This window comes from Streptomyces sp. BJ20, assembly GCF_022869105.1.
In the GTDB taxonomy this organism is placed as follows: Bacteria; Actinomycetota; Actinomycetes; order Streptomycetales; family Streptomycetaceae; genus Streptomyces; species Streptomyces griseoincarnatus.
In genome coordinates this window covers 6,283,743-6,309,660 of sequence record NZ_CP094918.1, presented here as the reverse complement: position 1 = coordinate 6,309,660, position 25,918 = coordinate 6,283,743, and the positions used below count along the sequence as shown (strand labels likewise).

General features: G+C 72.7%; 19 protein-coding genes and 2 pseudogenes. 8 read left to right on the top strand and 13 right to left on the bottom strand.

Annotated features, from left to right (window positions below):
* Positions 1–86 precede the first annotated feature (86 nt).
* The gene (locus MTR79_RS28415; RefSeq protein ID WP_048457789.1) at positions 87–1,004 is read right to left on the bottom strand and encodes a LysR family transcriptional regulator; all 918 of its coding nucleotides are present in this window, start codon (positions 1,002–1,004) and stop codon (positions 87–89) included.
* 106 nt (positions 1,005–1,110) lie between these two features.
* Here MTR79_RS28415 and MTR79_RS28410 point away from each other — a divergent pair, with 106 nt between their 5' ends.
* Positions 1,111–2,004, top strand: coding sequence for an EamA family transporter (locus MTR79_RS28410; RefSeq protein WP_189366513.1), 894 nt, complete (start codon positions 1,111–1,113; stop codon positions 2,002–2,004).
* Positions 2,005–2,305: 301 nt separating this feature from the next.
* Here MTR79_RS28410 and MTR79_RS28405 read toward each other — a convergent pair whose 3' ends face one another.
* Entirely contained in the window at positions 2,306–3,106 is an 801-nt protein-coding gene (locus tag MTR79_RS28405) for a sugar phosphate isomerase/epimerase family protein (RefSeq protein ID WP_189365651.1), read from the bottom strand.
* 297 nt (positions 3,107–3,403) lie between these two features.
* Positions 3,404–4,450: a LacI family DNA-binding transcriptional regulator gene (locus tag MTR79_RS28400; RefSeq protein WP_244792247.1), complete on the bottom strand. Its 1,047-nt coding sequence runs from the start codon at positions 4,448–4,450 to the stop codon at positions 3,404–3,406.
* A 305-nt stretch (positions 4,451–4,755) separates the two neighbouring features.
* On the opposite strand from MTR79_RS28400, the gene MTR79_RS28395 reads away from it, so the two are divergent.
* Genes MTR79_RS28395 through MTR79_RS28385 form a run of 3 tightly spaced genes read left to right on the top strand, consistent with a single transcriptional unit; the run spans position 4,756 to position 7,891 of the window.
* Positions 4,756–5,907, top strand: coding sequence for a Gfo/Idh/MocA family oxidoreductase (locus MTR79_RS28395; RefSeq protein WP_189365652.1), 1,152 nt, complete (start codon positions 4,756–4,758; stop codon positions 5,905–5,907).
* Positions 5,904–7,061 carry a dihydrodipicolinate synthase family protein gene (locus tag MTR79_RS28390; RefSeq protein WP_189365653.1) on the top strand — a complete coding sequence of 386 codons (1,158 nt, stop codon included), beginning with the start codon at positions 5,904–5,906 and terminating at the stop codon, positions 7,059–7,061. Before MTR79_RS28395 ends, MTR79_RS28390 begins: the two co-directional genes overlap by 4 nt.
* Positions 7,058–7,891: a sugar phosphate isomerase/epimerase family protein gene (locus MTR79_RS28385; protein ID WP_244792246.1), complete on the top strand. Its 834-nt coding sequence runs from the start codon at positions 7,058–7,060 to the stop codon at positions 7,889–7,891. The genes MTR79_RS28390 and MTR79_RS28385 overlap by 4 nt, the downstream gene beginning before the upstream one ends.
* Here MTR79_RS28385 and MTR79_RS28380 read toward each other — a convergent pair.
* The 7 genes and pseudogenes from MTR79_RS28380 to MTR79_RS28350 all read right to left on the bottom strand — a co-directional run.
* The gene (locus tag MTR79_RS28380) at positions 7,780–8,487 is read right to left on the bottom strand and encodes a DUF6177 family protein (RefSeq protein ID WP_348538736.1); all 708 of its coding nucleotides are present in this window, start codon (positions 8,485–8,487) and stop codon (positions 7,780–7,782) included. The two genes, MTR79_RS28385 and MTR79_RS28380, sit on opposite strands and share 112 nt — an antisense overlap.
* Positions 8,488–8,712: 225 nt before the next feature.
* The gene (rbsD, locus tag MTR79_RS28375; protein ID WP_086703966.1) at positions 8,713–9,102 is read right to left on the bottom strand and encodes a D-ribose pyranase; all 390 of its coding nucleotides are present in this window, start codon (positions 9,100–9,102) and stop codon (positions 8,713–8,715) included.
* Positions 9,099–10,004, bottom strand: a complete 906-nt coding sequence (locus tag MTR79_RS28370; protein ID WP_244792245.1) for a ribokinase — start codon at positions 10,002–10,004, stop codon at positions 9,099–9,101. The genes rbsD and MTR79_RS28370 overlap by 4 nt, the downstream gene beginning before the upstream one ends.
* Before the next feature lie 107 nt (positions 10,005–10,111).
* Positions 10,112–12,070, bottom strand: a complete 1,959-nt coding sequence (locus tag MTR79_RS28365) for a substrate-binding domain-containing protein (protein WP_244792244.1) — start codon at positions 12,068–12,070, stop codon at positions 10,112–10,114.
* Positions 12,060–13,592: a sugar ABC transporter ATP-binding protein gene (locus MTR79_RS28360; protein ID WP_086703969.1), complete on the bottom strand. Its 1,533-nt coding sequence runs from the start codon at positions 13,590–13,592 to the stop codon at positions 12,060–12,062. Before MTR79_RS28360 ends, MTR79_RS28365 begins: the two co-directional genes overlap by 11 nt.
* Positions 13,589–14,623, bottom strand: a complete 1,035-nt coding sequence (locus tag MTR79_RS28355; RefSeq protein WP_244792243.1) for a LacI family DNA-binding transcriptional regulator — start codon at positions 14,621–14,623, stop codon at positions 13,589–13,591. Before MTR79_RS28355 ends, MTR79_RS28360 begins: the two co-directional genes overlap by 4 nt.
* Positions 14,624–15,370: 747 nt before the next feature.
* Positions 15,371–15,781 (bottom strand): annotated as a pseudogene (locus tag MTR79_RS28350) (ATP-binding protein); the annotation flags it as partial.
* 345 nt (positions 15,782–16,126) lie between these two features.
* Here MTR79_RS28350 and MTR79_RS28345 point away from each other — a divergent pair.
* Both MTR79_RS28345 and MTR79_RS28340 read left to right on the top strand, forming a co-directional pair.
* Positions 16,127–18,484, top strand: coding sequence for an ATP-dependent RecD-like DNA helicase (locus tag MTR79_RS28345; RefSeq protein ID WP_244792242.1), 2,358 nt, complete (start codon positions 16,127–16,129; stop codon positions 18,482–18,484).
* 178 nt (positions 18,485–18,662) lie between these two features.
* Positions 18,663–19,952, top strand: coding sequence for a citrate synthase (locus MTR79_RS28340; protein WP_086703974.1), 1,290 nt, complete (start codon positions 18,663–18,665; stop codon positions 19,950–19,952).
* A 652-nt stretch (positions 19,953–20,604) separates the two neighbouring features.
* Here the strand turns inward: MTR79_RS28340 and MTR79_RS28335 are convergent.
* Complete coding sequence (locus MTR79_RS28335) at positions 20,605–22,872, bottom strand: heavy metal translocating P-type ATPase (protein WP_244792241.1); 2,268 nt, start codon at positions 22,870–22,872, stop codon at positions 20,605–20,607.
* 117 nt (positions 22,873–22,989) lie between these two features.
* Entirely contained in the window at positions 22,990–23,229 is a 240-nt protein-coding gene (locus tag MTR79_RS28330) for a heavy-metal-associated domain-containing protein (RefSeq protein WP_006136275.1), read from the bottom strand.
* 418 nt (positions 23,230–23,647) lie between these two features.
* Between MTR79_RS28330 and MTR79_RS28325 the strand changes: the two genes are divergently transcribed.
* Positions 23,648–24,691 carry a zinc-dependent alcohol dehydrogenase family protein gene (locus tag MTR79_RS28325; protein ID WP_086703977.1) on the top strand — a complete coding sequence of 348 codons (1,044 nt, stop codon included), beginning with the start codon at positions 23,648–23,650 and terminating at the stop codon, positions 24,689–24,691.
* A 271-nt stretch (positions 24,692–24,962) separates the two neighbouring features.
* Here the strand turns inward: MTR79_RS28325 and MTR79_RS28320 are convergent, their stop codons facing one another.
* Positions 24,963–25,148 carry a MerR family DNA-binding transcriptional regulator gene (locus MTR79_RS28320; RefSeq protein WP_048457812.1) on the bottom strand — a complete coding sequence of 62 codons (186 nt, stop codon included), beginning with the start codon at positions 25,146–25,148 and terminating at the stop codon, positions 24,963–24,965.
* Positions 25,149–25,763: 615 nt separating this feature from the next.
* Here MTR79_RS28320 and MTR79_RS28315 point away from each other — a divergent pair.
* Positions 25,764–25,862: pseudogene (locus tag MTR79_RS28315) on the top strand (5-deoxy-glucuronate isomerase); the annotation flags it as partial.
* Between the last annotated feature and the right edge of the window lie 56 nt (positions 25,863–25,918).

Below are 25,918 nucleotides of genomic sequence, written 5' to 3'. Positions count from 1 at the left end.
AGCCGGGCGTTGGACGTACGAGCGCGGCGACGGGTTCCACCCTCTTCCGCCGACCTCTCCGGAGGGCGTCGGACGGCCGTCCCGCGTCAGCGGGGTCCGTGCGCCGACACGGCCGGCCAGTGCGCGACCAGGGTGCGGACCGTCTCCGCGATCGCCGGGCGCCGCGCCGCGCCCGTGCGCCACAGCGCGTACAGCCGTCGTACGGGCATCGGGTCGAGCGGCACCTCGACGACCCCGGCGGGCAGCGGACCGCGCCCCAGCCGGGGGATCAGCGCGATGCCCAGACCGGCCGCGACCAGGGCCACCAGGGTCGGGTTCTCGTCGGCCATGTGCACGATCTCCGGCTCCTGCCCGGCCGCCCGCAGGGTCCGCACCAGCCACTCGTGGCAGACGCGCCCCGGCGGCTGGCAGATCCACCGCTCCCCGGCCAGTTCCTCCCGCCGTACGCCCGTCCGCCCCGCGAACCGGTGGTCCTCGGGCACCAGCAGGTCGCACAGGTCGTCCCCGATCACCGTCTGCTCCACGTTCGCCGGGGCGGGCAGCGGCGCGATGTCCCAGTCGTGCGCCACCACCAGGTCGACGGCTCCCTTGGCGACGAGATCCACGGACAGATGCGGGTCCACCTCGGTGAGCCGGGTGTCCAGCGCGGGATGCCGGCGGGCCAGGTCGGCCAGCACCGGCGGCATCAGCCCGCGCGCGGCAGAAGCGAACGCCGCGACGGTCAGCCGCCCGGCCGGCACCCCGCGCCGCTCCTCCAGCTCCGTCTCCGCGCGCTCCACGATGGCGATCAGCTCCCGGGCCGCGCGCACCAGTTGATGCGCCTCGTCGGTGAGCCGCACGCCCCGGCCCTCGCGCTCCAGCAGCACGGTCCGCGTCTCCCGCTCCAGCTTGGCGATCTGCTGCGAGACGGCGGACGAGGTGTAGCCGAGCGCCGAGGCGGCGGCGCCGACCGTGCCGTGCACGGAGACGGCGTGCAGGGCGCGCAGACGCTGGAGGTCGAGCATGACCGCTCCCCTGATCGGATCGCCTCTGATTGATTAGCGACGCTTCATCCAACCATGCAGGGATCGTCGCTGGTGCTGAAGTGTCGTCTCCGGTGATGCTCGACGCATGCGACCTGCACACGTCCTTCTCGCCGTCCTCGTCGCCGCCGTGTGGGGAGTGAACTTCACGGTCATCGAGGTCGGCCTCGGCCACTTCCCGCCGCTGCTCTTCTCCGCGCTGCGGTTCCTGGTCGCGGCCCTGCCCGCGGTGTTCCTCGTCGGCCCGCCGAAGGTCGCCTGGAAGTGGATCGTAGGGGTGGGACTGGCCCTGGGCGTCGCCAAGTTCGGCCTGCTCTTCATCGGCATGGACGTCGGCATGCCGGGCGGCCTGTCCTCCCTGGTCCTCCAGATCCAGGCGGTGTTCACGGCCTTGTTCGCCGTCGCGCTCCTCGGCGAGCGTCCCACCCGGGTCCGTGTCGCGGGCATGGCGGTGGCGCTGGCCGGCATCGGTGTGGCGGCGGTCGACGAGGGCGCCTCGGGCCCGCTGACCGGCTTCGCCCTCGTCGTCGCGGCGGCGGCCTGCTGGGGCGTCTCCAACATCCTCACCCGCAAGGCGTCCCCGCCCGACTCCCTCAACTTCATGATCTGGGTCAGCACGGTCCCGGTGCTCCCGCTGCTCGCCCTCTCCCTGCTGCTGGAGGGCTGGTCGGCGGACCTGGCGGCCCTGCGCTCCCTCGACTGGTCCGGGGCGGGCACGGTCCTCTACGTCGCCTGGGGCGCGACGGTCTTCGGCTTCGGCGCCTGGGGCTGGCTCCTCCACCGCCACCCGGCGTCCACGGTGGCCCCGTTCTCCCTGCTGGTCCCGGTCTTCGGGATGACGTCGGCGGCACTGTTCCTGGGCGAGTCCATCACCCCGCTACGGTGGTGCGCGGCGGCGCTGCTGGTGGGAGGGGTGGCGTTGACCTCCCTCACCCCCAGCAGGCCCCGCCACAAGACACTGGCACTGACAACCCCCTCCTAGGGGCGCGGGGAACCGCGCGCTCAGCCCTCGCGCGCCCGCACCCGCGATCGGCGCACGACCACCCCTTCAGGGGCGTGGGGAACTGCGTGCTCAGCCCTCGCGGGCCCGCACCCGCGAACGGCGCTGAACGACCCCTTCAGGGGCGTGGGGAACCGCGCGCTCAGCCCCCACGCGCCCGCACCCGCGATCGGCGCACGACCACCCCTCCAGGGGCGCGGGGAACTGCGCGACCAGCCACAACGCACCCGCACCGGCGAACAGCGCACAACCCCGCCCCCCAGACACCCGCGTCAGCGAAAGCTCACGCCGACTCGTTCAGCAACCGCGCCAAGTGCTCCCGCCCCGCCCCCAACAAACCAGGCAGCGGCTCCGCCGCGTCATACCACCGCGCTTCGTACTCCCAGCACACCCACCCGTCCCACCCGTTCCGCGACAACACCTCGACGACGTCGGTCAACGGCAGCACCCCCGCCCCCAGCGCGACAGGCGTCGTGTCCTCCGCCGAGGCGATGTCCTTCACCTGCACATACCCCAGGTGCGGCGACAACGCCGCGAAGCTGTCCACCGGCTGCTCGCCGCCGAGCCACGTGTGCATCACGTCCCACAGCGCCCCCACCTGCCGGTGCCCGACCAGCCCCAGCACCCGCATGGCGTCCGCACCGGTGCGGTGGGAGTCGTGCGTTTCCATGAGGATCCGTACGCCCCGGTCCGCCGCGTACTCCGCCGCCGCCCCCAGCCGCCGCGCGGCCGTCGCGTCGGCCTCCTCCGCGCTCTGTTCGTCACCGCCGCCGGGGAACACCCGTACGTAGGGCGCGCCGATGTCCCGCGCGAGGTCGACCAGCGCGCGGACCTCGGTGAAGACGGGCTCGTCGTCGCCGGGCGCGGCGACGCGGGCGTACCCGGCGACCCCCAGGATGTCGAGCCCGGCCGCCTTGAACGCGGCGGCCACGTCGGCCCGCTGCTCGGCGGTGAGACCCGTGTGGACGGGCTCCTCGGGGTGGGCGCGCAGCTCCACGCCGTGGTAGCCGTGCGCGGTCGCCAGGGCCGTCACCTCGGAGAGGGGGAGGCCGGGGACACCGAGGGTGGAGAACGCCAGTTTCATGGATACGGGAGTACCCCCGGGGCGCGGGGACGACTCCTCCCCGTCACTCCGGTGCCGCAGGCTTCTTCGGCGGTCCGCCGGGTGTAGGCCGGTGGGGGCTGGTCGCGCAGGTCCCCGCGCCCCCGGGGGAGGCGGTTGCGCCCGGTTCGCGTGTGCGGGTGCGTGGGGGTTGGTCGCGCAGTTCCCCGCGCCCCTTAGGGCGCGCGTTGTCGGGTGCGGGCCGGTGGGGGCCGGTCGCGCAGTTCCCCGCGCCCCTGGAGCGCGTCACACCCCCGCGCCCGAAAGCGCACCCCTTCTTCAGCCCCGCGGCCCCGCCGTGGACCCCCGTACCATCAACTCCCCCCGCACCGACGCGATCCCGCCCGGCGGCGGCTCCTCCCGCCCCATCGCGATGCGGCCCGCCCGCGCCCCCGCCTCCGTGAGAGGGAGCCTGACCGTGGTCAGCGCGGGCACCGCGTCGATGCTGAACGGCAGGTCGTCGAAGCCGGCCACGGACACGTCGTCCGGGATGCGCCGTCCCGACTCCCGCAGCGCCGCGCACGCGCCCAGCGCGACGGAGTCGTTCGCCGCGACGACAGCGGTCAACGACGGGTCGCGGCGCAGCAGTTCCAGCGTGGCCTCGTACCCGGAGCGCCGGTCGTACCGTCCGTGGACGGTCCAGCGCGGGTCCTCCTCGATGCCGTGCGCGGCCAGCGCGTCCCGGTGGCCCTCCAGACGGTCCCGGGTCGTGGTGCGCTCCTCGGGGCCCGCGATGTACCCCAGTCGCCGGTGCCCGAGCCGGATCAAAAGCTCGGTGAGCTCCTGCCCGCCGCCCCGGTTGTCGAAGGTGAGGGCGATCGCCCCGGTCTCCGGCGCCTGCGGACGCCCGCACAGCACCACCCGCGTCCCGGCGTCCGCCAGCTTCCTCAGCTTGGCGTCCATCGCCGCCTTGTGCTGCGCGTCCTCGATCGCGCCGCCGGTCAGCACCACGGCCGCCGCGCGCTGCCGCTGGAGCAGGGTGAGGTAGGTCAGTTCCCGCTCGGGGGAGCCCCCGGTGTTGCAGACGACGGCGAGTCTCTCCCCGCCCGCGCGCCCGCCCGGGCCGCCGATCTCCGACTGGATGGCGCTCGCCATGATCCCGAAGAACGGGTCGGCGATGTCGTTGACGAGGATGCCGACCAGGTCGGAGGTGGCGGCGGCGAGGGCGCTGGCGGGGCCGTTGAGGACGTAGTCGAGCTCGTCCACGGCCTTGAGCACCCGCTCGCGGGTGGACGCGGCCACGGGGTAGTTCCCGTTCAGCACACGCGACACCGTCGCGGGGGAGACCTGCGCCCGCGCCGCCACGTCCGCCAGGGTCACCGTCATAGTCTCGTCCTCCGCCTCGCCGCCGCGCCGTCCGCCCGTGCCGTACGCCGTCGTACACACCCGCGCCCACACCGGTGGTTCCGGCCGAGCTGTCCGACCAGACCTTAAGGCCATCCGCGCCGTTGTTCGCCCCCTCGAACAAGCCGGGACCGGCAGTGGTCTTGTCCACGCGCGGCCCAGAGGCTAGCTTCTGTCTACATAGAAAGCGCTTGCTGTCGCGTCCACCAGTCCCCCCGCCTCCTCCCGGGGCGCGTGGGTCGGGTGCGGCGTACGCGGCGCGTGAACCCGCGTACGAAGGGAACGACGTGACACGCAAGACGGTGCGTATCGCCATGAACGGTGTGACCGGACGCATGGGCTACCGCCAGCACCTCGTCCGCTCCATCCTGGCCCTGCGCGAGCAGGGCGGCCTCGACCTCGGGCACGGCACCGTGCTGTGGCCCGAGCCCGTGCTGATCGGCCGCCGCGAGCACGCGCTGCGGGCGCTGGCGGAGCGCCACGGCCTCGAACACTTCTCCACCGACCTGGACGCGGTCCTCGCCGACGACAGCGTCGACATCTACTTCGACGCCCAGGTGACCTCCGCCCGCGAGGAGGCGATCCGCAAGGCGATCGCCGCCGGCAAGCACGTCTACACCGAGAAGCCCACCGCCACCGGCCTCGACGGCGCCCTCGAACTCGCCCGTCTGGCGAACGCCGCCGGGATCAGGCACGGCGTCGTCCAGGACAAGCTGTTCCTCCCCGGACTGCTCAAGCTGAAGCGTCTCGTCGACGGCGGCTTCTTCGGCCGCATCCTGTCCGTGCGGGGCGAGTTCGGCTACTGGGTCTTCGAGGGCGACTGGCAGGAGGCCCAGCGCCCGTCCTGGAACTACCGCGCGGAGGACGGCGGCGGCATCGTCGTCGACATGTTCCCGCACTGGGAGTACGTGCTCCACGAGCTGTTCGGCCGCGTGCGGTCCGTGCAGGCACTCACCGCCACCCACATCCCGCAGCGCTGGGACGAGAACGGCAAGCCCTACGACGCCACCGCCGACGACGCCGCCTACGGCGTCTTCGAGCTGGAGGGCGGCGCGATCGCCCAGATCAACTCCTCCTGGGCGGTCCGCGTCCACCGCGACGAACTGGTCGAGTTCCAGGTCGACGGCACCGAGGGCTCCGCCGTCGCCGGACTGCGGGGCTGCCGCGTCCAGCACCGCTCCGCCACCCCCAAGCCGGTCTGGAACCCGGACGTCCCCGCCACCGAGGTGTTCCGCGACCAGTGGCAGGAGGTGCCGGACAACGGTGAGTTCGACAACGGCTTCAAGGCCCAGTGGGAGCTGTTCCTCAAGCACGTCTACGCCGACGCCCCCTACCACTGGGACCTGCTGGCCGGCGCCCGAGGCGTCCAGCTCGCCGAACTCGGCCTCAGGTCCTCCGCCGAGGGCCGCCGTCTCGACGTACCGGAGATCGCCCTGTGACCCTCCACCTCCCCGACGCGCACGGCGCCCTGCGCGCCTACGAACCCCGCACCGAGCCCCTCGCCCTCACCCCCGGAGCCCCCCTCACCTCCCGCACGGTCTTCTCCGCCGCGCACGTCGTCGCCGACCCGTACGCGGACACCACCCCCGACTCGCCCGCCGCCGTCGACTGGGACGCCACCCTCGCCTTCCGCCGCCACCTGTGGGCGCACGGTCTTGGGGTCGCCGAGGCGATGGACACCGCGCAGCGCGGCATGGGCCTGGACTGGGCGGGAGCGGCCGAGCTGATCCGCCGCTCCGCCGCCGAGGCGAAGGCGGCCGGCGGCCGGATCGCCTGCGGGGTCGGCACCGACCAGCTCACGGGCGGTCCGGCGACCGTCGCCGAGGTCCGCGCGGCCTACGAGGAACAGCTCGCGGTCGTCGAGGAGTCGGGCGCGCAGGCCATCCTCATGGCGTCCCGCGCCCTCGCCGCCACCGCCCAGGGCCCCGAGGACTACCTGGAGGTCTACGGCCACCTCCTCCGCCAGGCCGCGGAACCGGTGATCCTGCACTGGCTAGGCCCCATGTTCGACCCGGCGCTCGAAGGCTACTGGGGTTCGTCCGGCCTGGACGCGGCGACGGACACCTTCCTCGACGTCATCGCCGCCCACCCCGACAAGGTCGACGGCATCAAGGTCTCCCTGCTGGACGCCCGGCGCGAGGTCGACCTGCGCCGCCGCCTCCCGAAGGGCGTCCGCTGCTACACCGGCGACGACTTCCACTACCCCGAACTCATCGCGGGCGACGAGCAGGGCTTCAGCCACGCCCTGCTCGGCATCTTCGACCCGCTCGGCCCGCTCGCCGCCGAGGCGGTCCGCGTCCTCGACACCGGTGACACGGACGGCTTCCGCGCCCTCCTCGACCCGACCGTGGAGCTGTCCCGCCACCTCTTCCAGGCGCCCACCCGCTTCTACAAGACCGGCGTGGTGTTCCTGGCCTGGCTGGCCGGTCACCAGAGCCACTTCACGATGGTCGGCGGCCTCCAGTCCGCCCGCTCCCTGCCCCACCTGGCCCGCGCATACGAACTCGCCGACGGACTGGGCCTGTTCCCCGACCCGAAGCTGGCCGAGGACCGGATGAGGAGCCTGCTGCGCCTGTACGGAGTGACCCCGTGAGCGACCTGACCCGCTTCAGCATCAACCAGATGACCGTCAAACAGCTCACGCTCCCCGAACTGGTCGCCGCCTGCCGAGACCTGGGCGTCCCGGCGGTCGGCCTGTGGCGCGCCCCGGTCCAGGAGTACGGCGTGGAGGCGGCCGCGGGGCTCGTACGGGACGCGGGCCTGGCGGTGACGACGCTGTGCCGGGGCGGCTTCCTCACGGCGGTCGGCGCGGACGAGCGGGCGGCGGCCCTCGCGGACAACCGCCGCGCCGTCGACGAGGCGGCCGCCCTCGGCACGGACACCCTGGTCCTGGTCTCCGGCGGCCTCCCGCCCGGCACGAAGGACCTGAAGGCGGCCCGCGAACGCATCGCGGACGCCCTGACGGAACTCGCCCCCTATGCCGAGGACCACGGGGTGAGGCTGGCGATCGAGCCGCTGCACCCCATGTTCGCGTCCGACCGCTGCGTCGTCTCCACGCTCACCCAGGCCCTGGACCTCGCCGAACGCTTCCCGGCGCACCAGGTGGGCGTCACCGTGGACACGTACCACATCTGGTGGGACGACACGGCCCCCGAGGCCATCGCCCGCGCCGGCGCCCAGCACCGCATCCACACCTTCCAGCTCGCGGACTGGATCACCCCGCTCCCCGAGGGCGTCCTCAACGGGCGCGGCCAGATCGGCGACGGCGCGATCGACATGCGCGAGTGGCAGGGGTACGTGGAGACGGCCGGCTACACGGGCCCCATCGAGGTGGAGCTCTTCAACGAGGAGCTGTGGGCCCGCGACGGCCGCGAGGTCCTCGCCGAGACGGCCCGGAGGTTCTCGGAGCACGTCGAACCCTGAGCACACCCCGATCGGGGCCCGTGTGCGACGCGCTCCGGGCCCCGATCGGGAGGAGGAAATAGGAGGGTGGCGCGGGCCGGGGCGGTGAGCCGGACGTGCGGCGGGGTGACGATCTGCAGGGCACGGTCCGTCTCCGAGGTGCCGCGCAGCACCTCCGACAGCCAGGTGGTCAGGGCCAGGACGGGGCGGTCGGCCAGCACGACGGACGTGGTGCCGGTGAGGACGTCGACGACCGGCTGCCCGTCGTCCGGCGCGACGGCCGCGCGTACGTCCACGACGTCGGTGCCCGCCGCGTCCTCGGGCCAGGTGCCGCCGCCCAGGAGCAGGGCGAGCCGCCCGCACACCGAGGCCGCCAGCGGCCCGGCCTCGGGCACGGCGCCGGAGGCGCGGGCCTCGGTCCACCAGTGCGGCACGGGCATGTCCCGCCCGAGCAGCCGTTCGGCCTCCCCGGGGACCTGGACGAGCAGCGGGGCCTCCACGGACACCAGGGGCCTGCCGTCCGGGGCGCACAGACGCAGCACCGCGCCCCTGGCCTCGGCGGTGACGGCCGCTTGGGCCGCCCGCGTACAGGCCGGCCAGCAGCGCCCAGGTGTCACGGTGTGACACGATCCGGACATCACCGCGGCCGGGAAATTTTCTTGTGCCGGCCGTACAACCCTCCCCCCACCTCGCGGGTCGAACTTCGCGTCAGGACTTCTGGGTGGGGACCCGGGGGGGGGATCGGGGAGTTCTGGCAGGGGGAGGGAACCGAGGGGGCCCGGTCGACGGACCGAGCCCCCTCGAAGTCTCTCCGGCCGGCGCCCCGGACGGGAGTCAGGGCGTCAGAAGAACACGCCGCAGCGCAGCAGGACGTTCGCGTACGGCCGTGCCTCGCCGGTGCGGACGACGAGCCGTGCTCCGGCGCTCAGTTCCTTCAGCCGCTCGTGCGGCACGAGGGAGAGGGCGGGGAAGCAGCCGTCCAGCAGTCCGGCCGCCGCCGGATTGGCCTCGCGCACCTCGGTCGCCGCCGTCGCGCCCTCCACCACCAGCTCGTCGAGCAGCCCTTCGAGCACCTCGGCGAAGGAGGGCACCCCGGCCCGGAAGGCCAGGTCCACCACGTGCGGCCCCTCGGGTATCGGCATACCGACGTCGCACACCAGTACCCCGTCCCCGTGCCCCAGGCCGGCCAGCGCGCCGGAGAGCCCGCGGTTCAGGATTCCGTGCTTCTTCACAGGGCGGCGACCTCTTCCGCCGTCGGGAACGACACCTGCGCGCCCTCCTTGGTGACCGTCGCCGCGCCCACCCGGGCCGCGTAGGCGGCGGCCTCGGCGAGCGGTTCGCCCGTGCCCAGCCGCCACGCCAGCGCCGCGGTGAACGCGTCCCCTGCGCCCGTGGTGTCCACGGCCTCCACCTTCACCGACGGCACCCGCGTCACCCCGGCCGAGGACACCACGAGCGCGCCCTCCCCGCCGAGGGTGACGACCACCGAGCGCGGGCCCTTCGCCAGCAGCAGCCGCGCCCAGTCCTCGGGTGCGTCGCTCACCCCGGCGCTGTCGCCGAGGATCACCTTCGCCTCGTGCTCGTTGACGATCAGCGGGTCGCAGGCCGCCAGCACCTCCGACGGCAGCGGCCGCGGAGGCGACGGGTTGAGGATGAAGCGGCTGTCCGGCGCCAGGCTCCGCACCACCTCCACCACCGTCTCCAGCGGGATCTCCAGCTGCGTCGACACCACCCGCGAGGCGTGGAAGAGGCTCGCTGCGGCCCGTACGTCCGACGGGGTCAGCCGGCCGTTCGCGCCCGGTGAGACGACGATGCTGTTGTCGCCCGACGGGTCCACCGTGATCAGCGCGACACCGGTCGGCACCCCGCCCACCAGCACGCCCACCGTGTCCGCCCCGGCCTCGCGCAGCGAGTCCAGCAGCAGCCGCCCGTGCTCGTCGTCCCCGACCCGCGCCAGCAGGGCGGTGCGCGCGCCGAGCCGGGCGGCGGCCACCGCCTGGTTCGCGCCCTTGCCGCCCGGGTGCACGGCCAGGTCGGAGCCGAGCACCGTCTCCCCGGCGCCCGGCCGGCGCTCCACCCCGATCACCAGGTCGGCGTTGGCCGATCCGACGACCAGGAGGTCGTAGTCGTACATGAATTCGCTCCCCGATCCGCTGAGGAGGGCGGGCGGCCTCGTGACCGCCCGCCCGTGTGCCCCTGAGGCCGCGGTGCCGGTGTGGCTCCCGCGCCTCCGTGCCGGTGTCAGCCTTCGAAGCCGGCCACGTTCTCCTTCGTGACCACCTTCACCGGCACCTTCACCATCTTCTCCACCTTTTCGCCGTCGGCGGCCCGCAACGCGTTGCGTACGGCGATCCGGCCGAGTTCGCTGGGCTGCTGGGCGACGGAGGCGTACAGCGTGCCCGCCTCGACGGCCTTCAGCCCGTCCGGGGTGCCGTCGAATCCGACGACCTGCACGGACTTCCCGGCCTTGGGGCCGAGCGCCTTGATCGCGCCGAGCGCCATCTCGTCGTTCTCGGCGAAGACGCCGTCGATGTCGGGGTGCGCCTGGAGCAGGTTCGTCATCACGTCCAGACCCTTGGTGCGGTCGAAGTCCGCGGGCTGCTTGGCGACGACCTTGATGCCCGGGTAGTCCTTCAGGCCCTCCGCGAAGCCCGCCCCGCGCTCACGGCTCGCGGAGGTGCCGGCCTGGCCCTGGAGGATCACGATGGTGCCCCTGCCGCCGAGCTTCTCCGCGAGCGCCTTGGCGCCGAGCGCGCCGCCCTCGACGTTGTCGGAGGCGACCAGCGCGGAGGTGTCGGCCTCGTTGACGCCGCGGTCCACGGCGACCACCGGGATGTCCGCCTTGTTCGCGCCGCGCACCGAGGGACCGGCCGCGTCGGAGTCCACCGGGTTGACGACGACGGCGGACAGCGAGCCGCTGGTGAAGTTCTGCAGCTGGTTGGCCTGCTGGGAGGCGTCGTTCTGCGCGTCGGTGACGGTGAGGTCGACGCCCAGCTTCCTCGCCTCCTCCTCGGCGCCGTCCCGGATCTGCACGAAGAACGGGTTGTTGAGGGTCGACAGGGAGAGGCCGATCTTCGGCTTGGCCGCAGCGGACGAGCCGCTGTGCAGCAGGGAGGTGGCACCGACGACCGCGACGGCGACGACGGCCGCGATCACGTACGTCAGTGCCTGCTTGCCCCTCTTCCCGCCGCCGGAGGCGCCGGCCGCCGGGGCGCCCACGCCCGCCTTGCGGCGCACCGTGTCGAACAGCACCGCCAGCGCGATGACCACACCGATGACGACCTGCTGCCAGAACGCGGACACCGACAGCAGGTTGAGGCCGTTGCGCAGCACCGCGAGGATCAGCGCGCCGATCAGGGTGCCGGACGCCTTGCCGGTGCCGCCCGCGAGGGAGGCGCCGCCGATGACGACCGCGGCGATCGCGTCCAGTTCGTAGCCCTGCGCGGCCTGCGGCTGCGCGGACGCCAGCCGGGAGGCGAGCACGATGCCCGCGGCGGCGGCGAACAGGCCGGAGAACGCGTAGATGGCGAGCTTCTGCCTCTTCACCCGCAGCCCGGACAGCCGCGCGGCCTCCTCGTTGCCGCCGATGGCGTACATGGAGCGGCCGATGTACGTGCGGCCCAGGACGAACGCCGTCAGCAGACCCATGACGACCATCACGAGCACCGGCACCGGCAGCCAGCCGCCCAGCGTGTCACCCAGGTGGGAGACCGAGTCGGGGAAGGCGATGGGGGAGCCCTGCGAGATCACCAGCGACAGACCGCGCGCCACCGACAGCATCGCCAGGGTGGCGATGAACGGCGGGAGTTTGCCGTACGAGACGAGGAAGCCGTTGACCAGTCCGCAGGCGATGCCGGTCACGACGGCGAGGACGACCGCGAGGGCCACCGGGATCCCGGCCTCCGTCGCACTCCACGCCAGGACGGTCGCGGACAGCGCGGCGACCGAGCCGACCGACAGGTCGATGCCCGCCGAGACGATGACGAAGGTGACGCCGAACGCGAGGATCGCGGTCACGGCGGCCTGCACGCCGACGTTGAGCAGGTTGTCGGCGGTCAGGAAGTCCCCGGACAGCGCCGACATGGCGATGACGAGGACGATCAGCGCGGTCAGCGCGCCGTTGTCGAGGAGCAGCCGGCGCAGGCCGCCGGTGGCGCCGCCCTGCGCGCCCGGCTTGCTCTTGAGCGTGTCAGTGGCCACCGGGGGCCTCCGTTCCGTTGCTGGGGGAAGTGGTGCCGACGGCGAGGGCCATCACGGCGTCCTGGGTGGCGTCGGCGGCGTCGAGTTCGCCCGCGAGCCGGCCCTGCGCCATGACCAGGACCCGGTCGCTCATGCCGAGCACCTCGGGCAGGTCGCTGGAGATCATGAGCACCGCGGCGCCGGCCGCCGTCAGCTCGTTGACCAGCTGGTAGATCTCGACCTTCGCGCCGACGTCGATGCCGCGCGTCGGCTCGTCGAGGATGAGCACCTTGGTGTTCGCCAGCAGCCACTTGCCGATGACGACCTTCTGCTGGTTGCCGCCGGACAGGGTGCGCACGTGCTGGCCGAGACCGGCCATCCGCACGCCGAGCTGCCCGGCGATGCGGGCGGCGGCCTCGCGCTGACCCTTGAGGTCGACGAGCCCCGCGCGGGAGGAGGACCGGAGGGTGACGAGTCCGAGGTTCTCCTCGACGGAGGCGTCGAGGACGAGCCCCTGCCCCTTGCGGTCCTCGGGCACCAGCCCGACCCCGGCCGCCATGGCGGCGTTCACGTCGTGGCGGCGCAGCGGGGTTCCCGCGACGTGCACGCTTCCGGCGTCGTACGGGTCGGCCCCGAACACCGCGCGGACCACCTCCGTCCGCCCGGCGCCGACCAGCCCGGCGATGCCGACGACCTCCCCGGCCCGCACCTCGAAGCTGACGTCGTGGAAGACGCCGTCGCGCGTCAGCCCCTCGACCTTGAGCAGGGCGTCCCCGGCGTCGGCGCGCTCGCGCGGGTACTGCTGGTCGATGGACCGCCCCACCATGAGCCGTACGAGCTCGTCCTCGGGCGTGGAGGCGGGCACCTGCCCGACGCTGCGCCCGTCCCGGATGACCGTGACCCTGTCTCCCAGGGAGGCGATCTCCTCCAGGTGGTGGGTGATGAAGACGATCCCGACGCCCTCCTCGCGCAGCCGCCGCACGATCGCGAACAGCTTCTCGACCTCCTCGGAGGTCAGCACGGCGGTCGGCTCGTCCATGATGAGCACGCGCGCGTCCAGGCTGAGCGCCTTGGCGATCTCCACCATCTGGAGCCGGGCGATGCCCAGTTCCCGCACCCGCGCCCGGGGCGACACATCCACCCCGACGCGCTTCAGCAGCACCTCGGCGTCCGCGTCCATCCGCCGCCGGTCGATCATCCCGAACCGGCGCGGCTGGCGCCCGAGGAAGATGTTCTCCGCGACCGTCAGATCGGGGACCAGGTTGAACTCCTGGTAGATGGTGGCGATCCCGAGCTTCTCGGAGTCCTGCGCACCGCCGATGCGCACCTCCTCGCCGCCGACGGTGATCCGTCCGGCGTCGGGCGTGTAGGCGCCGGAGAGCATCTTGATCAGCGTGCTCTTGCCGGCGCCGTTCTCGCCGAGCAGCACGTGCACCTCGCCCCGGCGCAGGTCGAAGTCGACGCCGTCGAGCGCCACCACGCCGGGGAAGGTCTTGCGGATGCCCTCGATGCGCAGCAACTCGTCAGGACTGCGGCTGCTCACGGCGTACTCCTTCGTACGGGGGAGGGGGATTCCGGGGAGGCCGGCTCACCGCAGGAACGGCGGACGACCAGCCGTGCCGGGAGGGTGACGGACGCACCGGTCCGGCCCTCGATCCGGTCGACCAGCGCGCGCACGGCGGCGCGTCCCAGCTCACCGGTCGGCTGGGCGATGGCGGTGACCGGCGGATCGGTGTGCACGAACCAGGGGATGTCGTCGAACGCGGCGAGCCCGATGTCGTCGGGGACCCGCAGCCCGCGCGCGCGGATGGCGTCCAGGGCGCCGAGCGCCATCAGGTTGTCGGCGGCGAAGACGATCTCGGGCGGTTCGGCCAGGTCGAGGAAGCCCTCGGTGACCCGGCGCCCGCTGCCGGCCTGGAAGTCGCCCTGCCCGATGTAGGCGTCGGGGAGTTCAAGGCCGTGCGCGGCGAGCGCCTCACGGAAGGCGTCCACGCGCTCCCGGCCGGTCGTGGTGGCGGCGGGCCCGGCGATGATCGCGAGCCGCCGGTGCCCGAGCGCGTGCAGATGCGCGACGAGGTCGCGTACGGCGGCCCGCCCGTCCGACCGGACCACGGGCACGTCGACGCCCGGGATCCACCGGTCGACGAACACCATCGGCGTGCCGGCCCGCGCGGCGCCGAGCATGCCGGGCGAGCCGCCGTCGGTGGGGGAGACGAGCAGGCCGTCGATCCGGCGGTCCAGCAGGGTGGTGACGTGGTGGTCCTGGAGGTCGGGCCGCTCGTCGGCGTTGCCGATGATCACGCTGTACCCGAGCGCGCGGGCCTCCTCCTCGACGGAGCGGGCCAGCTCGGTGAAGTAGGGGTTCATCACGTCGCTGATGACCAGCCCGAGGGTGCGGGTCTGGTCGGTGCGCAGCGACCGGGCGACGGCGTTCGGCCGGTACCCGAGCCGCTCGACGGCGTCGGTCACCCGACGCCGCGCGTCCTCGCTGACCGACGGATGCCCGTTGAGCACCCGCGACACCGTGGCCACGGACAGCCCCGCCTCGGCGGCGACGTCCTTGATGCCCGCCATGGCCGATCCACCTCCTCGTGGAATCGATTACACGGAGGATTGGAATCGATTACACGGATGGCTGACAAGAGGGGGAGGAGTGGCCGGAACCGAATCGTGATGTGGCCGGTGAGTGGAGGTGGGCGCGGAGGGGGTGTGTGCTCGGCCGACTGGATGCGTGGCCGTCGGGCCGCTCGCTTCTTGGCCAGTGTCGTGCTTCCGCGGCCCGGGTAAAGGGCGCTCCGCTGTCGCTGCGCGTCGCCTTCGGCGATGGCCCTGCGGGCCACCCTTGACGCGGTCCGCTCCAGCACGGGGGAGAAGCGAGCGAGCGGCCGGAGGGAAGCGGGGGCCGGGCACGTTCACGGTTCACCGTGGGCTGTGTATGTGGCGTGGGTCGGCGGGCGCGGTCGCGTCCCGCCTGCACGCCGGGCCGTCTCGGCGGCGAACGGCTGGTGGGGCGGGAGGGGAGGCTGGGGGAGGGGTGGCGTGGGGTGAGATGTGGCGGTGGCGGAGGAGTCGAGGAGAGGGAGGCCGGGCCGGGGGTTCGGGGGGTGGTGTCGGAAACCGTGAACACTTCGGCCTCAAGTGTTCACGGTTTTCGAAGGGGGTGCCGGGGAGGGACTGTGCTGTCCTGCTGCCCTCCACTCGCCGATGGCCGCCGAGACGGCCCGGCGTGCTTGCGAGGCGCGAGCGCGCCCGCCGGCGTCTGGTGAGCGGGCAGTGTGCCAATGAAGCGAGTGGCCCAACGGCCACTTCTCCCACGCCCTGCGCGGCACCCAGCTCGCACCATACGATCTTGCCCCGACTGCCGTCCCGGACCAGCGGCTGCCAGCCTCACACGTCGGCACACGCCCGCACCAACGCGAGGCCCCGCCCGTCTTCCCGCTCCACCGCCCGCTCGAACGGCTCCGGCGGCCGGGGTGGTTCGGGGTCCGCGTCCCACGCCCCGATCCGCAACGTCCCCGGCGGCGACCAGCGCACGCGCAGCGCGGCGGGGCCTTTGGTGTGCCGTACGGCGTTGGACACCAACTCCGTCGCGAGCAGTTCGGCCACGTCCACCAGACGGATCAGTCCGTGCATGGTGAGGACCAGGCGCAGCGTGCGGCGGCTGATCGTGACGACGGGCCAGAAGCGCTCCCCGGCTACGTGCGGCGCGCAGACGGCACTGGTGGGGACGATCAAGTGGGACGATCTGAGGTCGGGCATCACGGCTTGCGTGGTGACGGCGGAGCGGCGCTGGGCCTGGGCCGAGGTACGGACGTACTCTCCCGACCCTCTGCAGCTCACCGTGGGCGTGGTCGTCTGGAACGCGGTGGCCTCCACGTCTGATGAGACGTGGCCCGGGAACCGCGGACACGGTGGATGACGGGCAGCCGCGGCGGCACCGCCGCCTGGCCTGCCACGGGGCCCGTACGGTCGGCCGCGTCTCCAGCGACGTGAACGGCACGCCCTCGCCGTCACCGTTCGCGACGGCGGGCCGAGTACGGCTCACCCCCTGTCACACCTCACCGGTACCGTCGGATCATGTCCAACCAGTCCGCAGCCGCCGCCCCCGGCGAACGCCGGCTCGCCACGCTCGAAGGCGTGTTGGAGCGCATCACCTACGCCAACGAGGAGAACGGCTACACCGTCGCCCGCGTCGACACCGGCCGCGGCGGCAACGACCTGCTCACCGTCGTCGGCGCGCTGCTCGGCGCCCAGGTGGGGGAGTCGCTGCGGATGGAGGGGCGGTGGGGGTCGCACCCCCAGTACGGCAAGCAGTTCCACGTCGAGAACTACACGACCGTGCTGCCCGCCACCGTCCAGGGCATCCGCCGCTACCTCGGCTCGGGGCTGGTGAAGGGCATCGGGCCCGTCTTCGCCGACCGGATCACCCAGCACTTCGGCACGGACACGCTCCGCGTCATCGAGGAGGAGCCGAAGCGGCTCATCGAGGTCCCCGGGCTCGGGCCCAAGCGGACCAGGAAGATCGCCGACGCCTGGGAGGAGCAGAAGGCGATCAAGGAGGTCATGCTCTTCCTCCAGACCGTCGAGGTCTCCACCTCCATCGCCGTGCGCATCTACAAGAAGTACGGCGACGCCTCCATCTCCGTGGTGAAGAACCAGCCCTACCGGCTCGCCGCCGACGTCTGGGGCATCGGCTTCCTCACCGCCGACAAGATCGCCCAGTCGGTCGGCATTCCCCACGACAGCCCGGACCGCGTGAAGGCGGGCCTCCAGTACGCCCTGTCGCAGGCCACCGACCAGGGGCACTGCTACCTCCCCGAGGAGAAGCTGATCGCGGACGCGGTGAAGCTGCTCCAGGTGGACACCGGCCTGGTCATCGAGTGCCTCGCCGAACTGGCCGCCGAGCCGGAGGACCCGGGGGAGGACCCCGGTGTCGTACGGGAGAAGGTGCCCGACCCGGACGGCGGCGACCCCGTCACCGCCGTCTACCTGGTGCCGTTCCACCGCGCCGAAGTCGCCCTCGCCTCCCAGCTGATGCGGCTGCTGCGCACCGATCAGGACCGGATGCCAGCGTTCCGGAACGTGGCGTGGGACAAGGCGCTCGGCTGGCTGCGCGGCCGTACGGGGACGGACCTGGCGCCCGAACAGGAGGCCGCGGTCAAGCTGGCGTTGACGCAGAAGGTGGCCGTGCTGACCGGCGGGCCGGGTTGCGGGAAGTCCTTCACCGTACGGTCGATCGTCGAGCTGGCCCGCGCCAAGAGGGCGAAGGTGGTGCTCGCCGCGCCGACCGGCCGCGCCGCCAAACGGCTCGCCGAGCTGACCGGCGCCGAGGCGTCCACCGTGCACCGGCTGCTGGAGCTCAAGCCCGGCGGGGACGCGGCGTACGACCGGGACCGGCCGCTGGACGCCGATCTCGTCGTGGTCGACGAGGCGTCCATGCTGGACCTGCTGCTGGCGAACAAACTGGTCAAGGCCGTGCCGCCGGGCGCCCACCTGCTGTTCGTCGGGGACGTCGACCAGCTGCCCAGCGTCGGCGCGGGCGAGGTGCTCCGGGATCTGCTCGCCGACGGCGGCCCCGTCCCCGCCGTCCGCCTCACCCGCGTCTTCCGTCAGGCCCAGCAGTCCGGCGTGGTCACCAACGCGCACCGGATCAACGCCGGCAAGCACCCCGTCACCGAGGGCATGAAGGACTTCTTCCTCTTCGTCGAGGACGACACCGAGGAGGCCGGGCGGCTGACCGTCGACGTCGCGGCCCGGCGCGTCCCCGCGAAGTTCGGCCTCGACCCGCGCCGGGACGTGCAGGTCCTCGCCCCCATGCACCGCGGCCCGGCCGGCGCGGGCACGCTCAACGGGTTGTTGCAGCAGGCCGTCACCCCCGCCCGCCCCGACCTGCCCGAGAAGCGGTTCGGCGGCCGGGTGTTCCGCGTCGGCGACAAGGTCACCCAGATCCGCAACAACTACGAGAAGGGCGCCAACGGCGTCTTCAACGGCACCGTCGGCGTCGTCACCTCGCTCGACCCCGTCGACCAGCGCCTGACCGTGCTGACCGACGAGGACGAGGAGGTGCCGTACGACTTCGACGAGCTGGACGAACTGGCGCACGCCTACGCCTTGACCATCCACCGCTCCCAGGGCAGCGAGTACCCGGCGGTCGTCATCCCCGTCACCACGGGTGCGTGGATGATGCTCCAGCGCAACCTGCTCTACACGGCGGTCACCCGGGCCCGGAAGCTCGTCGTCCTGGTCGGCTCCCGCAAGGCCATCGGCCAGGCGGTGCGCACGCTGTCCGCCGGACGCCGCTGCACGGCCCTCGACATGCGTCTCGCCGGTTCCACGTCGTCACGCGGGGGACCCGGAGGGAACCGCCTCTCGGCGGGGGCGGACGCCGCTGTGAGGGCACCGTCACCAAAAAATGATCGATCAAACGAGTCGTGAAGGTCACAGAGGGCTTCCGGATGGGGAACACAGGGGGCAGGATGGGCAAGTTGGCGGCACTCAGTGCCGCCAATAGGCCCGATGGTCGACCCCGAGTGCACTCTCCTGAGCCGAGTGGGGGATGGTAGAGACAGTCAGGGCACCTCGAAGATGAGGCACAACGTCGGTGAGGGAAGACGTGAGCGACAACTCTGTAGTACTGCGGTACGACGGCAGCGAGTACACCTACCCGGTGATCGACAGCACCGTCGGTGACAAGGGCTTCGACATCGGGAAGCTCCGCGCCCAGACCGGTCTGGTGACGCTGGACAGCGGCTACGGCAACACCGCCGCCTACAAATCCGCGATCACCTATCTCGACGGCGAGGCCGGCATCCTCCGGTACCGCGGCTACCCGATCGAGCAGCTGGCCGAGCGCTCCACCTTCCTGGAGGTCGCCTACCTGCTGATCAACGGCGAGCTGCCGACCGTCGACCAGCTGGCGGGCTTCAAGGACGACATCACGCAGCACACCCTGCTGCACGAGGACGTCAAGAACTTCTACCGGGGCTTTCCGCGCGACGCCCACCCGATGGCCATGCTGTCCTCGGTGGTCTCCGCGCTGTCGACGTTCTACCAGGACAGCCACAACCCGTTCGACGAGCAGCAGCGCAACCTCTCCACCATCCGTCTGCTCGCCAAGCTTCCGACGATCGCGGCCTACGCCTACAAGAAGTCGGTCGGCCACCCGTTCGTCTACCCGCGCAACGACCTCGGCTATGTCGAGAACTTCCTGCGCATGACGTTCTCCGTCCCGGCGCAGGAGTACGAGCTCGACCCGGTGGTCGTCTCCGCCCTGGACAAGCTGCTGATCCTGCACGCGGACCACGAGCAGAACTGCTCGACCTCCACGGTCCGCCTGGTCGGCTCCTCGCAGGCGAACATGTTCGCCTCGATCTCCGCCGGCATCAACGCCCTGTGGGGCCCGCTGCACGGCGGCGCCAACCAGTCGGTGCTGGAGATGCTCGAGGGCATCCGCGACAACGGCGGTGACGTCGACACCTTCATCCGCAAGGTGAAGAACAAGGAGGACGGCGTCCGCCTGATGGGCTTCGGCCACCGGGTCTACAAGAACTTCGACCCGCGCGCCAAGATCATCAAGGCTGCCGCGCACGACGTGCTGTCCGCCCTCGGCAAGTCCGACGAGCTGCTGGACATCGCGCTCAAGCTGGAGGAGCACGCGCTCTCCGACGACTACTTCGTCTCGCGCAGCCTCTACCCGAACGTGGACTTCTACACCGGTCTGATCTACCGGGCCATGGGCTTCCCGACCGAGATGTTCACGGTCCTCTTCGCCCTCGGCCGCCTGCCGGGCTGGATCGCCCAGTGGCACGAGATGATCAAGGAGCCGGGGTCGCGGATCGGGCGCCCGCGTCAGATCTACACGGGTGTGGTCGAGCGGGACTTCGTGCCCGTCGAGGAGCGCTGACACCTGCCGGTGCGGGTGTTGTGCGCGTAAGCGCCTAAGGGTTCGTCGCTGAAGGGGTGTGGGCGGCTGCGGGTCGGCTTCGGCTTATCGCGCAGTTCCCCGCGCCCCTTTGGGCGCGTTGCACCACTGCGAAGAAAAAGGACACGAGAGGAAAAGGCGCCCCGGCCGCCGGTCCCCCCACGGGCCGACGAACCAGGGCGCCTTCCCATGTCCCGGTGCGGATTCCCCCCACGGGATCCGGCCGGGCGCTTGTGAGGACAGCGCCTGAATCGCTGTGTGAGCACGGACGGACCTGAACCCGTCGCACTCGTCGGTGTGCGGTCTGCCGGGACAACGCACGTCGGGAGGGCCGCTCAAAGCTTCCCTGGCACGTGCCCCGGCAACGCAATCTCTGGAGAAGTCCCCCAAGACATCTCCAGATGTCAGGAAGCGCCCCCCAAGACGCTGCCCGACATCGCCAACTTAGACCTTCGAACCCCTTCGATGGTTACGTTCAGATCACTGTGATCTGCGTCTCTTGCATCTGTCCCCACAGTGCGCAGGAGCCCGCAAACCTCTCACGAGACCCAAGCGTAAGGAAGATGCGCGAGGCTTGTGAAGAGCTTATGTGAGGGTCTTACCGGACTCCAGGGGTACTGCCCAACTTGAGACATCAATGAAATGACCGGAGCCGCAGACTGTTGGTCACCACGAAGACCGACGAGAAGGCCATGGCGGCCCCGGCGATCATCGGGTTGAGCAGTCCGGCCGCGGCCAGCGGCAGTGCGGCCACGTTGTAGCCGAAGGCCCACACGAGGTTGCCCTTGATCGTGGACAGGGTGCGCCGGGACAGCCGTATCGCGTCCGCCGCCACCCTCAGGTCGCCGCGGGCCAGGGTCAGGTCGCCCGCCTCGATCGCCGCGTCCGTGCCGGTGCCCAGGGCCAGACCCAGATCGGCGACGGCCAGCGCGGCCGCGTCGTTGACGCCGTCGCCGACCATGGCGACGCTGCGCCCCTCGTCCTGAAGCCGCCGCACCACGTCGGCCTTGTCCTCGGGCAGCACCTCGGCGATCACCCGGTCCTCGTCGATGCCGACGGTGCGTGCGACCGCCTCGGCCACCGCCCGGTTGTCGCCGGTCAGCAGCACCGGCGTCAGGCCCAGCGCCCGCAGTTCGCGGACCGCCTCGGCGCTGGTCTCCTTCACCGTGTCGGCGACGGCGAGGACGCCGCGTGCCGTCCCGTCCCAGCCGGCCACCACCGCGGTGTGCCCGGCACGCTCGGCGTCCTCCTTGGCCCGCGCCAGCTCCGGCGGCAGCTCCCCGAACACCTCGGACAGCCGCCCCACGGCCACCTCGCGGCCCTCCACGCGCCCGCGCACGCCCCGGCCGGGGACGTTCTCGAACCGCTCCACCTCGGGCAGCGTGCCCACGCGCTCCTCGGCGCCCGCGGCCACCGCACGGGCCACCGGGTGCTCGGAGGCGTGCTCCAGGGCGCCCGTGAGCCGCAGCAGCTCCCGCTCATCGGTGCCCTCGGCGGTGTGCACCGCCCGCAGGGACATCCGGCCGGTGGTGACGGTGCCTGTCTTGTCCAGGACGACCGTGTCCACGCGCCGGGTGGACTCCAGCACCTCGGGGCCCTTGATGAGGATGCCGAGCTGGGCGCCCCGCCCGGTGCCGACCATCAGCGCGGTCGGCGTGGCGAGGCCGAGCGCGCAGGGGCAGGCGATGATCAGTACGGCGACGGCCGCGGTGAACGCGGCGACCGTGTCCCCGGTGTTGCCGAGCCACAGCCCGAAGGTGGCGGCCGCGATCAGCAGTACCACCGGCACGAACACCCCGGCGATCCGGTCGGCGAGCCGCTGCACCTGCGCCTTGCCGGTCTGCGCGTCCTCCACCAGCTTCGCCATCCGCGCGAGCTGGGTGTCCGCGCCGATCCGGGTGGCCTCGACGACCAGCCGGCCGCCCGCGTTGACGGTGGCGCCGGTGACGGTGTCGCCGACGCTCACGTCCACCGGCACGGACTCGCCGGTCAGCATGGACGCGTCCACGGCGGAGGAGCCCTCGACGACCGTGCCGTCGGTGGCGATCTTCTCCCCGGGGCGCACCACGAACCGGTCGCCCACGGCCAGCCGCTCGGCCGGCACCCGCACCTCACGCCCGTCCCTCAGGACGGTGACGTCCTTGGCGCCCAGCTCCATCAGTGCCCGCAGCGCGGCGCCCGCCTGACGCTTGGAGCGGACCTCCAGATAGCGGCCGAGCAGGATGAACGTGGTGACGCCGGCGGCGACCTCCAGGTAGATCATGGAGGCCCCGTCGGCGCGGGACACGGTCAGCTCGAAGGGGTGCCGCATGCCCGGCTCGCCCGCGTCGCCCAGGAACAGCGCCCACAGCGACCAGCCGAACGCGGCCAGCGTGCCGACGGAGACCAGGGTGTCCATGGTGGCCGCGCCGTGCCGGAGGTTGGTCCAGGCGGCCCGGTGGAAGGGGGCGGCGCCCCACACCACGACCGGCGCGGCGAGGGTGAGGGAGAGCCACTGCCAGTTGTCGAACTGCAGGGACGGAACCATCGCCAGCAGGACGACCGGCAACGAGAGCAGCGCGGAGACGACCAGACGCGCGCGCAGGGCCGCCGTCTCCGGGTCGGCCCCCGAGACGGTGTCGCCCTCGTCGTCCTGGCGCGGGGGCGCCGGCTCCTCGGCGGTGTAACCGGTCTTCACCACCGTGGTGATCAGATCGGCGACCTCGATGCCCGGCGGATACGAGATCCGGGCCTTCTCGGTCGCGTAGTTCACCGTGGCGGTGACGCCGTCCATGCGGTTGAGCTTCTTCTCGACGCGGGCCGCGCAGGAGGCGCAGGTCATCCCGCCGATGAGCAGCTCGACCTCCGAGAGGGCCGGCTGCCCGGCGGCGGCGGGCGCCTCGGGTGCGGTGGTGCTGGTCATGTCCGTGCTCCTGGGACGTCCGGGATGCGGGCGGCGGCGGGCCGGGCCGGGCTCCGGGTGGCCGGTGCGGCCCGGCTCACGCCGCGCGGGGTGCTGTCGGAGGCGTGCGGCTCCGGATCAGACCGTGCCGGCCAGCTCGAAGCCGGCCTCGTCGACGGCGGCGCGCACGGCGGCCTCGTCGAGCGGGGCGGCGGAGACCACGGTCACCTCGCCGGAGGAGGCGACGGCCGTCACCGAGCTGACGCCGGGGAGCTGGGAGATCTCGCCGGAGACGGCGCCCTCGCAGTGCCCGCAGCTCATCCCGGTCACCTTGTAGACGGTGGTGACGGAACCCTGGGTGTCGGTCTGGGACGTCATGTCGTTCTCCTCGTCGGGGCGTTGCGGGTGTGCAGGGGGTCAGGAGGGGGTCCTGAGGACCCCGCACTTCCACACTATACCCCTAGGGGGTATGAATCCAGGTTGAGGGCGGGCGCCCGTCCGCCGTCTGGACTGCGCGCTCGGGCGCGCCCCGGCGATGCCCTGAGGTGCTCCGGTCGCCGGCACCCCGGGGGCCCCGGGAGTCCGTCCCCGCCCTCGTGGGCGCGCGAGGAACCCCGCGCCTGTCCGGAGGATCCACGCGCCTGTCCGGTCGTCCGTGCGTGCGGGCGGCCCCCGGCCCGCACGCACGGACGCACGAGCGGCCGGGGAACCGACCGGGGACGCCCGTGGCCCGCACTCCGCGGCAGCGGGATAGCGTTCCGCCGACAGCGGCGATCACCGGAAGGCGGGACCTGGCATGCGAGCGGTGGTGTTCGAGCGGTACGGGGAGCCGGCCGAGGTGCGTGAGGTCGCGGACCCGCAGCCGGCGGAGCACGGGGTCGTGGTCCGCGTGGAGGCCACCGGCCTGTGCCGCAGCGACTGGCACGCCTGGCAGGGCCACGACCCGGACGTCGTCCTCCCGCACGTCCCCGGCCACGAGCTCGCCGGAGTGGTCGAGGCGGTCGGACCCCGGGTCGTCCGCCGGCGCGCCGGGGACCGGGTCACCGTGCCGTTCGTCTGCGCCTGCGGCTCCTGCCCCGCCTGCGCGGCGGGCGATCAGCAGGTGTGCGAGCGCCAGACCCAGCCCGGCTTCACCCACTGGGGTTCCTTCGCCCAGTACGTGGCCCTCGACCACGCCGACGTGAACCTGGTCGCCGTCCCCGACGGCATGGCGTACGCCACCGCCGCCTCCCTCGGCTGCCGTTTCGCCACCGCCTACCGGGCCGTGGTCCAGCAGGGCCGGGTCGCGGCGGGCGAGTGGGTGGCGGTGCACGGCTGCGGGGGCGTCGGACTGTCCGCGGTGATGATCGCGGCGGCGGCCGGCGCACGCGTGGTCGCGGTCGACGTGTCGCCGGGCGCCCTCGATCTGGCCCGTAGGTTCGGCGCGGCGGAGTGCGTGGACGCCGCCGCGGTGGACGACCCCGCCGCCGCGGTCCGTGAACTGACCGGCGGCGGCGCCCACCTCTCCCTGGACGCCCTGGGCGCGGCCGTCACCTGTGCCGCCTCGGTGAACGGCCTGCGTAGGCGGGGCCGGCACGTGCAGGTGGGCCTGCTCCCCTCGGAGACGGGCACCACGCCCGTGCCCATGGCCCGCGCCGTCGCCCTGGAGCTGGAGATCCTCGGCAGCCACGGCATGGCCGCCCACGCCTACCCGCCGATGCTGGACCTGGTGCGCGCCGGGGTGCTCCGCCCCGACCTGCTGGTGACCTCGGTGATCGGTCTGGACGCGGTGCCCGAGGCGCTGGCGGCGATGGACACCGCCCCGGCCGCCGGGGTGACGGTGATCGAACCCTGGCGCTGAGCGCACGCACGGACGCGGTGCCTACGCGTGGTCGACGCGATGGACACCGTTCCTGCCGCCGGGGCCGGGACCGGGGTGACGGTGATCGAACCCTGGCGCTGAGCGCACGCACGGACGCGGTGCCTACGCGTGGTCGGCGCGATGGACACCGTTCCTGCCGCCGGGGCCGGGACCGGGGTGACGGTGATCGAACCCTGGCGCTGAGCGCACGCACGGACGCCGTGTCCCCGCGTGGTCGGCGCGGGGGCACGGCGTCCTCGTGCCGCGGTGGTCAGCCCCGGCGGTTGCTGGGACGCGCGGCGACCCAGCGGCGGACCGTGTCGGGATACCAGTAGGGCTTCCCGCCCTCCACCCGGTCCGGCGGCGGCAGCAAGCCGTGCTTGCGGTAGGAACGCACGGTGTCCGGCTGCACCTTGATGTGGGCCGCGATGTCCTTGTACGACCACAGCTCGGTCATGTGTGCACCTCCCCGCGCCCGCCACGGCGGCGGCCGGGGTGGCCGTCAGGGGGAGCCGGGCGTGCGCTGGCGATCGACAGCGTCGTGCGGGAGAACGAGCCGGTCCGCTCACGGAGAGGGCTCGTGCGCGGGTGTGACGGAAGGGCCGCCCGCGTGTGACGCCCGTGACGCGACGGGAGTGTTTGTGACAGGAGTGACGCACAGGCGCACACCGGCACACCGGCGGGGCGCATTGACTCCCGGACACCCGAGCGCGTACCGGCGGCGCCTTCCGGGCCGACGCCCGAGTACATATCGGTGCCGCCTTCCGGGCCGACGCCCGAGCACGTTCCGGCGCCCCCTTCCGGCCGACACCCGAGCGCGTACCGGCGCCCCTTCCGGGCCGGAACCGGAACCCCTTCCGGACTCCTGCCGGAGCGCCGTCCGGCCGCTCCCGCACATGTTCTCGTCCGAATGTCCGGACAAAACATTGACAGGGCTTCATGGGCGGGGCTAGAACCGGGGAGAGCCCTCGGACCCCGCAGGGCGGACGAGACGTCCGAAGGGAGCGTCATGGCGAGCCTCCACCGCCGCCGGGCGCTTCCCGGCCGTCGGGGCGTCCACGGTGTCGCCCCGTCACAGATCGCCTCCGGCGCGGGAGGCCGCCTCGCTTTGGCAGGAGCGAGGTGCGAGCGACAACTCCCCGCCCGCCGCGGCCCCGCGCCGGAGGCACCGTCCCGGACGCCCGCCCCCGGGACCCATGTGTCCACTCGGGGACCCGAACGGCCGAC

Coding starts and splice junctions, on each gene's coding strand:
- MTR79_RS28345 (WP_244792242.1), top strand. CDS start 16,127: ATGTCCAACCAGTCCGCAGCCGCCGCCCCCGGCGAACGCCGGCTCGCC.
- MTR79_RS28410 (WP_189366513.1), top strand. CDS start 1,111: ATGCGACCTGCACACGTCCTTCTCGCCGTCCTCGTCGCCGCCGTGTGG.
- MTR79_RS28400 (WP_244792247.1), bottom strand. CDS start 4,450: ATGACGGTGACCCTGGCGGACGTGGCGGCGCGGGCGCAGGTCTCCCCC.
- MTR79_RS28335 (WP_244792241.1), bottom strand. CDS start 22,872: ATGACCAGCACCACCGCACCCGAGGCGCCCGCCGCCGCCGGGCAGCCG.
- MTR79_RS28415 (WP_048457789.1), bottom strand. CDS start 1,004: ATGCTCGACCTCCAGCGTCTGCGCGCCCTGCACGCCGTCTCCGTGCAC.
- MTR79_RS28355 (WP_244792243.1), bottom strand. CDS start 14,623: ATGGCGGGCATCAAGGACGTCGCCGCCGAGGCGGGGCTGTCCGTGGCC.
- MTR79_RS28405 (WP_189365651.1), bottom strand. CDS start 3,106: ATGAAACTGGCGTTCTCCACCCTCGGTGTCCCCGGCCTCCCCCTCTCC.
- MTR79_RS28370 (WP_244792245.1), bottom strand. CDS start 10,004: ATGTACGACTACGACCTCCTGGTCGTCGGATCGGCCAACGCCGACCTG.
- MTR79_RS28320 (WP_048457812.1), bottom strand. CDS start 25,148: ATGACCGAGCTGTGGTCGTACAAGGACATCGCGGCCCACATCAAGGTG.
- MTR79_RS28330 (WP_006136275.1), bottom strand. CDS start 23,229: ATGACGTCCCAGACCGACACCCAGGGTTCCGTCACCACCGTCTACAAG.
- MTR79_RS28325 (WP_086703977.1), top strand. CDS start 23,648: ATGCGAGCGGTGGTGTTCGAGCGGTACGGGGAGCCGGCCGAGGTGCGT.